10 protein-coding genes and 1 tRNA gene are annotated in these 12,114 nt (G+C 62.8%); 5 read left to right on the top strand and 6 right to left on the bottom strand.

All coding sequences use genetic code 11. The annotated features are described in order from the left end of the window. The first annotated feature begins 6 nt into the window (after positions 1–6). On the top strand, positions 7–1,668 hold the full coding sequence (gene recN, locus AT699_RS05970; RefSeq protein WP_024067983.1) for a DNA repair protein RecN: 1,662 nt from the start codon (positions 7–9) through the stop codon (positions 1,666–1,668). 140 nt (positions 1,669–1,808) lie between these two features. Here the strand turns inward: recN and fur are convergent, their stop codons facing one another. Continuing rightward, entirely contained in the window at positions 1,809–2,228 is a 420-nt protein-coding gene (fur, locus tag AT699_RS05965) for a ferric iron uptake transcriptional regulator (protein ID WP_006223539.1), read from the bottom strand. Positions 2,229–2,384: 156 nt separating this feature from the next. On the opposite strand from fur, the gene AT699_RS05960 reads away from it, so the two are divergent. Both AT699_RS05960 and dapB read left to right on the top strand, forming a co-directional pair. Continuing rightward, entirely contained in the window at positions 2,385–2,921 is a 537-nt protein-coding gene (locus AT699_RS05960) for an outer membrane protein assembly factor BamE (protein WP_006389038.1), read from the top strand. Between the two features lie 15 nt (positions 2,922–2,936). Then, positions 2,937–3,728, top strand: coding sequence for a 4-hydroxy-tetrahydrodipicolinate reductase (gene dapB, locus AT699_RS05955; RefSeq protein WP_006389037.1), 792 nt, complete (start codon positions 2,937–2,939; stop codon positions 3,726–3,728). A gap of 64 nt (positions 3,729–3,792) precedes the next feature. Here the strand turns inward: dapB and murB are convergent, their stop codons facing one another. Together murB and AT699_RS31455 are read right to left on the bottom strand one after the other, a co-directional pair. Further along, positions 3,793–4,830 (bottom strand): UDP-N-acetylmuramate dehydrogenase, encoded by a 1,038-nt coding sequence (gene murB / locus AT699_RS05950; RefSeq protein ID WP_058207252.1) that lies wholly within the window; start codon positions 4,828–4,830, stop codon positions 3,793–3,795. A 36-nt stretch (positions 4,831–4,866) separates the two neighbouring features. Then, positions 4,867–5,151: a hypothetical protein gene (locus AT699_RS31455; RefSeq protein ID WP_127481512.1), complete on the bottom strand. Its 285-nt coding sequence runs from the start codon at positions 5,149–5,151 to the stop codon at positions 4,867–4,869. On the opposite strand from AT699_RS31455, the gene AT699_RS05945 reads away from it, so the two are divergent. Beyond that, positions 5,152–5,227: transfer RNA gene (locus AT699_RS05945), tRNA-Gly, on the top strand. A gap of 227 nt (positions 5,228–5,454) precedes the next feature. Beyond that, positions 5,455–7,395 carry a tyrosine-type recombinase/integrase gene (locus tag AT699_RS05940; protein WP_173720677.1) on the top strand — a complete coding sequence of 647 codons (1,941 nt, stop codon included), beginning with the start codon at positions 5,455–5,457 and terminating at the stop codon, positions 7,393–7,395. A gap of 68 nt (positions 7,396–7,463) precedes the next feature. Here AT699_RS05940 and AT699_RS05935 read toward each other — a convergent pair whose 3' ends face one another. Genes AT699_RS05935 through AT699_RS05925 form a run of 3 tightly spaced genes read right to left on the bottom strand, consistent with a single transcriptional unit; the run spans position 7,464 to position 12,114 of the window. Continuing rightward, positions 7,464–8,354, bottom strand: a complete 891-nt coding sequence (locus AT699_RS05935; RefSeq protein WP_058207250.1) for a LysR family transcriptional regulator — start codon at positions 8,352–8,354, stop codon at positions 7,464–7,466. A 31-nt stretch (positions 8,355–8,385) separates the two neighbouring features. After that, the gene (locus AT699_RS30840) at positions 8,386–9,138 is read right to left on the bottom strand and encodes a 4'-phosphopantetheinyl transferase family protein (RefSeq protein WP_081247762.1); all 753 of its coding nucleotides are present in this window, start codon (positions 9,136–9,138) and stop codon (positions 8,386–8,388) included. 36 nt (positions 9,139–9,174) lie between these two features. Further along, positions 9,175–12,114, bottom strand: a complete 2,940-nt coding sequence (locus AT699_RS05925; RefSeq protein ID WP_058207248.1) for a salicylate synthase — start codon at positions 12,112–12,114, stop codon at positions 9,175–9,177.

Genomic DNA, 12,114 nt, shown 5'->3' with positions numbered 1-12,114 from the left:
CCCGACATGCTGCGCACCCTGCACATCCGCGACTTCGTCATCGTCGAGCAGACCGAGATCCATTTCGGTCCCGGCTTCACCGTCTTCTCCGGCGAGACCGGGGCGGGCAAATCCATCCTCGTCGACGCGCTGGCGCTGGCGCTGGGCGAGCGCGGCGACGTCAGCGTGCTGCGCGAAGGCGCCGCCCGCGCCGACATCACCGCCGTCTTCGACACGCCGCCGGCGCTGCGCGCCTGGCTGGCCGAACGCGAGATCGACGCCGACGACGAACTGGCGCTGCGCCGCGTGATCGACGCGCAGGGCCGCAGCCGCGCCTACATCAACGGCACGCCCGCCACGGTGGCGCAATTGCGCGAACTGGGCGACAGCCTGGTCGACATCCACGGCCAGCATGCGCACCAGAGCCTGATGCGCCCGGAAGCCCAGCGCGACCTGCTGGACGCGCATGGCGGCCACGGCGAGCTGCGCCAGGGGGTAGCCCAGGCCTGGAAGCAATGGCGCGCGCTGGCGCGGCAGCTGGAGCTGGCCGAAAAAGACGCCGCGGGCCTGGCGGCCGAACGCGAACGCTTGCAGTGGCAGGTAGATGAGCTCGACCGTCTCGGCCTTGCGCCGGACGAATGGGACGCCCTGCAATCCGAGCACACCCGCCTGTCGCATTCGCAGTCGCTGCTGGACGGCGCCACGCAGATCCTGGACGCGCTCGATGGCGAAGGCGACTCCGCCCACCACCGGCTGACCGCGGCCAACCAGCGCATCCAGCAGATGCTGCGGCACGACACCGGCCTGCAGGGCATCTACGACGAACTCGAATCGGCCCGCATCGCCATCAGCGAAGCCGTGTCCGACCTGAACAACTATGTCAGCCGCGTCGATCTCGATCCGCGCCGGCTGGCCGACGTCGAGGCGCGCCTGAGCGCGGTGTTCGAGACGGCGCGCAAGTTCCGCACCGAACCCGAGGCGCTATGCGCCTTGCGCGACAGCCTGCATGCCGAGCTCTCGGCCCTGCAGGCCGCCGCCGACATCGACGCGCTGCGCGCCCAGGCGCAGGCGGCGCAGGCGCAGTACGACGCCGCCGCCGCCAAGCTCACCACTGCGCGCCGCAAGGTCGCCAAGGATCTCGGCAAGCAGGTCACCCAGGCGATGCAGACCCTGGCCATGCAGGGTGGCAAGTTCGAACCCACGCTGGCCGCCGCCGCGCCGTCGGCCCACGGTAATGAACACGTCGAATTCCTGGTGGCCGGCCACGCCGGCACCACGCCGCGGCCGCTGGCCAAGGTCGCGTCCGGCGGAGAACTGTCGCGCATCTCGCTGGCGCTGTCGGTCATCGCCAGCCGCGCCGCGCGCGTGCCCACGCTGATCTTCGACGAAGTCGACAGCGGCGTCGGCGGCGCCGTGGCGGAAGCCGTCGGCAAGCTGCTGCGCGAACTGGGCGAGCGCCACCAGGTGCTGTGCGTCACTCACCTGCCGCAAGTCGCTGCCTGCGGCAACAACCAGTTCCTGGTCAGCAAGACCGAATCGCGCGGCACCACCCGCTCGCGCATCGAAGAGCTGGACGACGGCGCCCGGGTTGAGGAAATCGCCCGCATGCTGGGCGGCATCAAGCTCACCGCCACCACCCGCGAGCACGCCCGCGAAATGCTGGCAGGCTTTGGCCGCGCACCGGCCTGAGGCGGTTCAGGCCCGGGCGATCCTCATTCCCCAAGCCGGACTCGGTCCGGGAATAAAAAAAGCCCCTTCTTGGAGAAGGGGCTTTTGCTTTCACTGACTCGCGGCGAGCGCGGCCGCGGTCAGGTCCGACGCGAAAAAGCTCAGCGGCCTTTCAGGCAGCTGCCGCAGATGCCGTACAGCACCATGGCGTGGCTTTCCAGCGCGAAGCCATTGTCCTTGGCGATCTTCTGCTGGCGCTTTTCGATGTCCGGGTCGGAGAATTCAACCACCTTGCCGCAGTTCGTGCAGATCAGGTGGTCGTGGTGATCGCCGTCGTTCAGTTCGAACACGGCCTTGCCGCTGTCGAACTGGCTGCGGGCAAGGATGCCGGCCTGTTCGAACTGGGTCAGGACGCGATAGACGGTGGCCAGGCCGATTTCGACGTTTTCGCCGATCAGGGCACGGTAGACGTCCTCGGCGCTGAGGTGGCGCTGGTCCGACTTACGGAAGATATCAAGAATTTTCAGGCGCGGGAAAGTCGCCTTCAAACCCATGTTTTTCAGTTCGCTTTGGTCGCTCATGGTGTAATCGCTCTCCGTCCGCGTTGGCATGGGCAAGGATACTCGGTAACCGCGAGCCGGCTCCCCAGAATTCCTGCCGCCCCGCAGAACTATCCTTATGAAACCTTTATGATAACGGTTTTGTCTGCTTCCAAATAATAGGGGCGCGTAGTGTCCATGATTGCACGAATTCCTTCCCGCTCGCTCAAGACCGGTTTGGCCATCGCCGCCCTGGCCGTCGCCCTCGCCGGCTGCACGGGGGACAAGTGGGGCTTCCCCTACAAGGCCGGTGTCCAGCAAGGCAACTGGATCACCCAGGAACAGGTCGCGCTGTTGCAGCCGGGCATGACGCGCGAGCAGGTGCGTTTCGCGCTGGGCAGCCCCACGCTGACCAGCGTGCTGCACGCCAACCGCTGGGACTACCCCTACTACTACAAGCCCGGCTACGGTGAGGCCCAGGAACGCAAGTTCACGGTCTGGTTCGAGAATGACCGGCTGACCCGCTGGGAAGGCGACAAGCAGCCCGACCTGCAGCCCTACCAGATCAACACGCCCAGCGCCGCCGCCGACGAAAAGGCCGACAAGCGCCTGAGCGAGGACGAGGCCCGGCTCAAGCAGGAAGAAGAACAGAAGAAGCGCGACGCCGCCGCCCCCACCAGCCCGATGAACCAATACCCCGGCCAGCCCGGCAACGCGCCCGAGCCGCTGCGCTAACCCCAAGGATTTTTCATGCGTATTGCTATCGCCGGCGCCAGCGGCCGTATGGGCCAGATGCTGATCGACGCCGTCCTGAAGGCCGACGGCCTGCAACTGGCTGTCGCGCTCGACCGCCAGGGTTCGCCGTCGCTGGGCCAGGACGCGGGCGCCCCGCTGGGCCAGCAGACCGGCGTCGCCATCACCGATGACCTGGCCGCCCTGGCCAACGCCGACTGCCTGATCGATTTCACCCGCCCCGAGGGCACGCTGGAACACCTGCAGGCCTGCGCCAGGCTGGGCGTGAAGGCCGTCATCGGCACCACCGGCTTCGACGACAACGGCCGCGCCGCCATCGAAGTGGCCGCGCAGAAAACCGCCATCGTGTTCGCGCCCAACATGAGCGTGGGCGTGAACGCCACGCTCAAGCTGCTGGACATGGCCGCCCGCATCCTGAATTCGGGCTATGACGTCGAGGTCTTCGAGGCCCACCACCGCAACAAGGTCGACGCCCCCTCGGGCACCGCGCTCAAGATGGGCGAGACCATCGCTTCGGCCTGGGATGTGGCCCTGCCCGACGTGGCCACCTGGAGCCGCCACGGCGACACCGGCGTGCGCAAGCCGGGCACCATCGGTTTCTCGGTGCTGCGCGGCGGCGACATCGTCGGCGACCACACCGTGTCATTCTGCGGCATCGGCGAACGCATCGAGATCACGCACCGCTCGGCCAGCCGCGCCACCTACGCCGAAGGCGCGCTGCGCGCGGCGCGCTTCCTGGAAGGCAAGCACAACGGCCTGTACGACATGCAGGCGGTGCTGGGACTCTGAGCCCGGCCGCCACCATGAAAAAAAGGACCCGCGCGGGTCCTTTTTCATTTGTGTGCCGGCGGCTTCACACGACCACGGGTTCGGGTTCCAGCGCCACGCCATAGCGATCCATGACCGCGTCCTGGATCGCACGCGCCAGCGCCATGATGTCGGCCGCCGTGGCGCCGCCGCGATTCACCAGCACCAGCGCTTGCCGATCATGCACGCCGGCGGCGCCCAGCTGGCGTCCTTTCCAGCCGCATTGATCGATCAACCAGCCCGCGGCAAGCTTGAAACGCCCGTCCGATTGCGCATAGGAAACCAGCCCTGGGAAACGCTCGAGCAGCGCATCACGCTGCGCGGCCGCGACGATGGGATTCTTGAAAAAGCTGCCGGCATTGCCCGTAACGGCGGGATCCGGCAACTTGGCGCGCCGGATCTCGCAGACCGCATCGAAGATGGCGCGCGCGGTCGGTTCCCCCGCGACCAGGCCCGGATGGCGCTGCAAGTCGGGATATGCCAGCACCGGACGCCACGGCCGCGGCAGGCGCAAGCGCACCGCCACGATGACCCAGCCGCCGGGCGGCTCATGCTTGAACACGCTGTCGCGATAGGCGAAGCGGCAGTCGGCGGCGGTCATCTCCACGTAGCGGCCCGCGCGCACATCCCAGGCCGTCAAACTGTGGAAGCGGTCGGCCAGCTCGACGCCATAGGCACCGATGTTCTGCACCGGCGCCGCGCCCACGGTGCCCGGGATCAGGGCCAGGTTTTCCAGACCGTCCCAGCCCTGCCGGACGCACTCGGCGACGAAGCCATGCCAGGTTTCACCGCCGGCGGCCTCCACCAGCCAGGCATCGGGCTCCGCCCGCAGCAGGCGCACACCGCGCAACGCCACCCGCGCCACCAGGCCGGGCACGGCCTCGGGCAGCACCAGATTGCTGCCGCCGCCCAGCACCAGCAACGAGGCATGGCCCGCGGCCAACTCGGACAAGGACGGCAATTGCGCGACATCGTCCAGCGTCACGCAGGCCTGGGCCATGGACACCAGGCCGAGGGTATTGAGCCCGGAAAGATCCTGCGGCGCAGCGGTCAACACGGGCGCCGTAGCGGAGGGATTTGACATGGATACTATTGGGTATGCTATATTTTCTGTCTTCGCTCATATTACTTGATTGAGCTTGGCAGCCGATTCAACCCCGGCGGCGTAAAGCTTAAAGCGCTTGAAGCGATCCGCTGGCCCTGGCAAACAAGCGATGAAACATGCGCCTGAAATTAGCGACGGCAAGCACGATCGAAAAAAATCATGTAGAATGCGCGCCTTCTGATCGATAACCAAGTTGATCAGGCAATCGCGAAAGCGGTTGGCAATAAGAAATGGTTTGCAGGCTGAAAGGCCGGCGGCGCCACTGAAAAGTGCGCCACGGCGCCAGACATGCAAGCCCATGCGGGAGTAGCTCAGTTGGTAGAGCGCAACCTTGCCAAGGTTGAGGTCGCGAGTTCGAGACTCGTCTCCCGCTCCAGTTTATGATCTACAGACTTCCACTGACGTCTGTAAGTCGTTGAAAGAAGGGGCGAAAGCCCCTTTTTTCATTCCAGCAAAAGCCACGGAAATCCACCAACAGCCAGCGTTTTTAAGGCCAAAATTAAGGCCAAAGAATGCGGGTGGCACCAGTTCCGGGTTGTTGCTGGGGTTGGATCGGGATGAGAAGCAGCATCAGGCCTAAGTCCATGACTTGGGAATTCGATGATGGCACTCTCTGATCTGATGGTGCGGCAAGCTAGGGCCGCTGACAAAACCTACAACCTCCCCGACACTGATGGCCTTGGCCTGGTGGTCGCCCCTACCGGGGGCAAATCGTGGCACCTGCGCTACTACTGGCTCGGCAAGCAAAAACGCATATCCCTGGGTAACTACCCCGAGGTCTGCCTGCGCGAGGCCCGTGCCTTGCGCGACGAAGCCCGGGCGCTTCTCGCCAAGGGCATCAATCCTCATCTCGATCGCAAGCAAAAGCGCCATGCCGTCAAGCTGGCATCGGATTTCACCTTCAAGGCCGTCTACGACGCTTGGGTTGAACATCGCTCGAAGGAACTCAAAACCGGCCGGAACAGCACGCTGTCGCAGATCAAGCGCATCTTCGGCAAGGATGTGCTGCCCACCCTGGGGAAGATGTCGATCTACGATATTCGTCGGCCTCAACTTCTCGGGGTTCTGGCAAGGATCGAGAAGCGCAAGGCCTTCACCACTGCCGAAAAGGTTCGTACCTGGCTGGGGCAGTTGTTCCGCTATGCCCTGGTCGTGGTCGAGGGCATGGAATCCAATCCGGCGACGGATCTGGACGTCGTGGCCGAACCCAAACCGCCAGTTACCCACAACCCCTACCTGCGGCTGCCCGAACTCCCCGAGTTCCTCCAGAACCTCCGCCTCTATAACCCTCGCGGTTGGCAGACTCAGCTTGGCATCCGGTTGCTGTTCCTGACCGGTGTGCGTACGGGTGAGCTACGACTTGCGACTCCGGATCAGTTCGACCTCGACCGCGGCCTCTGGATCATCCCTCCCGAAATCGTCAAGCAGCTCCAGGACGAGATGCGCAAGGCGGGCAAGCGGCCGCAGGACGTACCTCCCTACATCGTGCCCCTGTCCTTGCAGGCCATCGAGATCGTGCGCTACCTGCAGGGCGTGATGCGGCCAGCGCAGAAGTACCTGCTGTCGCACCGCAGCGACCTCAAGAAACGCATCAGCGAGAACACTCTCAATGCAGCTCTGAAGCGCATGGGCTGCGAGGATCGGCTGACGGGCCACGGCATTCGCGGAACCATCTCCACGGCACTCAACGAGATTGGGTACCCGAAAATCTGGGTGGACGCGCAGCTTTCGCACTCCGACCCGAACAAGGTCAGCTCGGCGTACAACCACGCCAAGTACGTGGAGCCGCGCCGGCGGATGATGCAGGACTGGGCTGATCGCCTTGACTTGCTGGAACACGGGGAAGTACAAGCCGCCAGTGCGCACCTGACCATCCGTATTGATGGGGTGCCGGCAATGGCCGAAGTTGAGGACGCGGTGGGCGTGACCTCAGCAACGGCAGAACCCACTTCCCCCGGCATCCCGCCCGCACTGGCCGCGCCCATTGTCGTAACCCCGAATAACGGTGGCATCACATTCCAGCGGCTGTCGCAGGTGCCGCCGCCTCCGACGCGGGCACCAGAACCGGAAATTTCCGCCATCCAGCGTGAGCGCGAAGAAATGCTGGCTATGTACGAATCGCCGAGTAATTTGCCGGTCCCGCTGTTCGGCAAGCTGGCCGGGAAGTCCAAGGACCAGATCAATCGCGAGCTGAAAGCGGGCAAGCTGCTGTCCATCAGTCTGGGCAATCGGGGGCAGCGGGTTCCCGACTGGCAACTGGTGCCGCTCAAGCACAAGCTGGCGCAGGTGCTCATGAACCAGTGCCCATATGCCGACTCATGGGAGCTGTACCGCATGCTGACCAAGCCCCACCCGGACCTGGGGGATCGCGCGGCTATCGATGTGGTCACCGCCACCAATGTGCCGGCCATTGTCCGCGCCATCATGGGTACTCATCAGCCCCATGCAGTTACGCACGAAGCCGCCGAATCGCAATCCGTTCCCGAACAGGTGCGACAGAGCATTCGGCGGATGATGGAGGACACCGTGGTCGCTGCGGGATGAACTGCCTTATCGGCTCGGTATGGATGCGCCCGCTCTATGCGGGCCGCATCCATACCGAGCCACGCTCCTCATCCCTGCGCCTGGGCATGCAATCGAGCGATGAACCGTTCCAGTGGTGGCGCCAAGGCGATGTCGCTCGGACGCAGCACATAGGTGGTAATGACGGTTGACTCCACGGCCAAGGGCCGGGCAATGACATCCAGATGGTGACTGGACGCAATTCTCGCGGCGGTGGTGAACCCTATCCCGTAGCCAGCCCCCACCAGCGTTAGCAGCATGTCGAGGGACGAAGCACGTTCGACAATGCGTGGCTCACGTTGCAGTGGCCGCAGCAAACGCATCAGTTCTCGCCAGTATCCCTCACATACGTGAGGATCGCACAGGATCAGCGGGTGGTCCGCGAGCTTGTGCAGCGGTATTGCCTTATGTTCCAGTAGCTCGTGGCGGGCAGGCACGGCAACCAGCAAGGGATCGTGCCAAATCGGCTCGGCGACGATGCCTTCTCCCACATCAGCCGTGTGCGCAAATCCGGCCATGAAGTCACCGGAACGCAGGCCGCGAATTTGCTCTGCCAAGGGAACTTCGGACAGACGCACCTCGATCTCGGGCTCTTCCTCTCGGCAACAAGCCAGGAAAGAAGACAGCCGGCGATCTACCGAACCGTCGGAAACCGCGATGCGCAGACACCCCTTCAGGCCTGCTGCGATGGTCCTGGCGTTCTCCTGCGCATGTTCCAGAACGGTAAACAACCGGCGGACATCCTGCAAAAACGCCGCACCGGCTGGTGTCAGCTGAGTTCCACGACGATCACGATCAAAAAGGGTCACGCCCAGATCATCTTCCAGCTCCTTGATTGTTCTCGACAGCGGCGGTTGCTCGATATGCAGACGTTCGGCTGCACGGGTGAAATGTAATTCTTCGGCCAAGGCAAGAAAGCACTTAAGGTGTCGTAGCTCCATGTGGGTAAAGTTCCGATTGATCTTTGCAACTTCAAAATTTAGGCTCCGCGACTGCTGCAACGGCGCTGCGTGAGTGAATGGGTGATACGCGCGGTATGCAGACTGCCGTCAGCACCTCACGGTCCAACCATGCATATCGCACCTCCACGCAGGCTCCACCTCGCCACGATCCGCACCAGTCCTCCGTCAATCGCAGTACGAGGGCCTTGGTTTGGTAGGAAATGATTTCCGCGGCATGGAAGTCTTTGTATTGGCGCGACAATGGATACAGCGCCTTGTAGAGAGCCTCTTTGGCGGAAAACAGAAGCGTCAAAGATCGAGCGCGGCAGGGAATGTTTCGCTCCAGGCAATCCAGTTCGCAATCACGGCTGACGCTGCGCCGTATGTCCTGCGCGACCTCGGCATCGATCAACGTCTCAACGTCGATGCCCAAGCCATGAAATCTGGAGGCCGGCGCCGCCATGGCGACGGCCATTGACGCGCAATGACTGATGCTGCCCAGGATTCCAGGGGGCCAGATGGGAATCCGATCTTGCGCGGGCAATGGAAATTCGGCATCGACCCCCATCTCCCATAACGAATGGAGGGCGCAAAGCCGCCCTGCAAGGAATTCTGTTCGCCGCTTGTGACTCATGCCCGACACCATGGGCAGCCCCGGCCAACTGGCCGAGGCATGCCCGAGTAAATTCATCGACGTCCGACCAGTTGGCAGCGCCAGCCCGGACAATCGGATGTCAGGCGACAATTCCAGAAGGTCGGCCAGTCCGGGAATCCACGCCGTCATGCGGCCGTCGGGACAAGGGAATGCGGGAGCAATGTCTCAATGCTCCTCAGAGGAAATCAGGTAGGGTCCGACGGATGTCAGCTTCTCGCAGGTTTCCTCCCACTCGCGCTCTGGCGTCGAATGCGGCACCAGCCCTGCACCGGCCTGCAGCCAGGCACGGCCTGCACCTCGATACGCCGAACGAAGCACCAGGGCCGCATCCAGCGAGCCGTCGCTGTCGGCGATCAGCACACATCCACTGTAAAGCCCTCGCGCGCGGCCCTCATGCCTGTTGATGCTTTCCAAAGCCTCCCTCTTCGGGATACCGGATGCCGTGACAGCGGGGAACAGCTTCTCGAATGCAGTCCATGCGCTGGCACCAGGGGCCAGAACGCCCCTCACATGCGACGCCAGGTGCTGCACGCTGCCGCGCTCCTGGACGGTCATGAACTCGTCCACGACGACCGATTCGGCCCGGCATGCCTGCAGCATTTCCTGGACGGCGAGTTTCACCGAAACCGCATGCTCCGCGATCTCCTTCACATCCGACTCCAGTTCCTTGCGCAACTGCTGGTCCTTCTCCGGCGCACCTGTCAATGCACGGGTTCCAGCCAAAGGCTGAGTCGTTACGTTGCGCTCAGCATCAACGGTCACGACGATTTCAGGGCTGAACCCATAGGCTTGGAACTCGCCATCCTTCATGAGGAATGATCGGGCCGGCGTATTGGATTTGCGCCCGGCGTAGTAGCTGGCCACCATATCCACCGTGGACGGAATTTCCACAGCGCGGGACAGGATGACTTTCTGATACCGACCCTGTTGCATCTCCTGTACCGCCGAAGCCACGATGTCGCGGTACGGCATACCCCCCGTAGAGCGCACGTCCAGAGCGATAGGCGAATCGACTCGTGGAAGCCCTCTCTTTTCGGCCGTTTGTACGATCGCCACCAACCGAGGCATTTCTGCGCTGTCCAGGGTGCGCAGTTGTACAGTTCCAAGCCGAATACGGATTTCGCTTTTCGGTATGACGATGGTGAGCAAGGGGCCCGAGCTGTACGGATTGTCCAGACCATACGTTAGATAGGCGAACTCGAAGTCGGCACGGCCATAAGCACGCCAGTCAACGAACGGGATGTCGGACATGGCCTGTTCGATGCTTTCGCTGACAGACGCTGATCGCCACGACTTCCCATCACTGCGGCGGACTGTTCCATCGACCTCCACCGTAATCCGCATGGCGCACTCCAACCCCAATGTCCATTCGCCGTGATGTTCGTATAAGACGTAGTTGCTGGTGTCATGTCGGATAACTTCGGCCACTTTGACCGCCAACTCGAACGGCGTCGCATCTGTTGCCGCCGACTCCTGCAAGTAACTCGATGGCTTGGCTTCCGGAGAAGCCGAGGCGCGTTGGAGGGCGACCGCGACCAGGCGGCGCTTATCGACTTTCTTAGCTGCGGTCAGGGGCCATTCGGAGATCGTTTCGATCTGATCCGGCACCTTATACTCGCTCAAACCTCCTTCGCGCAGCGCCGCCTTGATGTGCAGAGGATCGATCGTCTGACCACCTTCCGGCTTGATGAAAACGCAGATGCGCTCGCCCAGCAGCTCGTCTGGCACACCGACTGCGGCGGCGGCATGGACACCGTGAAGCAGACTGATTGCCTCTTCGATCTCGGCCGCAGAAATTTTTTCGCCGCAGCGGTTGATCTGCTCCTTGATACGACCTTCGACAGTCAGATTGCCATTCGCGTCACGACGTACCAGGTCGCCGGAACGGTAAAAGCCATCCTCGGTAAAGCTGGACGCGTTCTGTACTGGTGCCCGGAAGTAGCCACGAATCGTGTACGGACCCCGGGTCAGCAACTGCCCGACTTGACCTTCAGGAACGTCATGGTCGTCCTCATCGACGATTCGAACCTCATCTTCGGGGGACAAGGGTCGCCCCTGGGTATGGATGATCGTGTCCAGCGGATCGTTCAGGCGCGTGTAGCACAGCAGCCCCTCGGCCATGCCAAAGACCTGCTGCAATTTGCAGCCGATGACATCGACCAGTTGCCGGGCCAATCCCGCCTCCAGACGGGCACCTCCCACCTGTATCAGCTTGAGGCTGGATAGGTCACTGTCCTCCCATTCACGGCCTTCCACCCACAACTTGGCCAGCGGTGGCACCAACGCCACATGCGTCACCTTGTACTTCTCGATCAGCGGCATGGTTTCATCGCAACTGGCCGAGACCGATGTCACGACGGTGCCGCCGCACTGAAATGTTCCAAGCACACCCGGAGATGCGAGCGTGAAGTTGTGCGCGGCCGGAAGCACCGCCAGGAACACCATCTCCCGATCGAATCCACACAGACTGGCGGAAGCGGTGAAGTTGTAGAAATAGTCCCCATGGGTGCGGGGAATCAGCTTTGGCGTTCCCGTTGTGCCACCCGAAAGCAGCAGTACGGCGGTGTCGCGCTCATCCTGTTCGGGCCAGGGGCATGCGGAACCCCGGAGTGCAGTCAAGATCTGTACGTTGCGCGTTTCGTTCTCGACGTCTCCATCCATCACAACCAACCGGAGGCTCTCATACTTGGCCTGCATGCGTTGCGCCAACGCCAGATAGTCATGCTCGCCAACATCATCGGGAATGAAGTAGGCCGTCGGTTGCGCCAAGGCCATCAACGCATCGATGTCCTGCTCTCGTTGATTGGGCATCGCCATGACGGGGATGACACCCACACGCAAGAGTGCGAAGAACGAATAGAAGAAGCCGAAGGTGTTGGGCATATGCACCATGGCATGGTCGCCAGCACGCAGGCCCGAGGCGTACAAACCACCGGCGATGCGCTCGACACGTTCGTGCAACTGCGTGTAGGTCAGGCATTCACCCGTCTCATTGATCAGCACGATTCGGTCGCCGTAGTTGCGCGCCCATTGCGCAAGGCAATGCCCAAGGGGCATGGGTTTTTCTCTCGTGCCCTGAAGCGGATCGGAAATGTCGGCTTTCAT

Source organism: Achromobacter xylosoxidans, from assembly GCF_001457475.1.
Lineage (GTDB): Bacteria > Pseudomonadota > Gammaproteobacteria > Burkholderiales > Burkholderiaceae_B > Achromobacter > Achromobacter xylosoxidans.
This window is presented reverse-complemented; position numbering and strand designations above follow the sequence as displayed.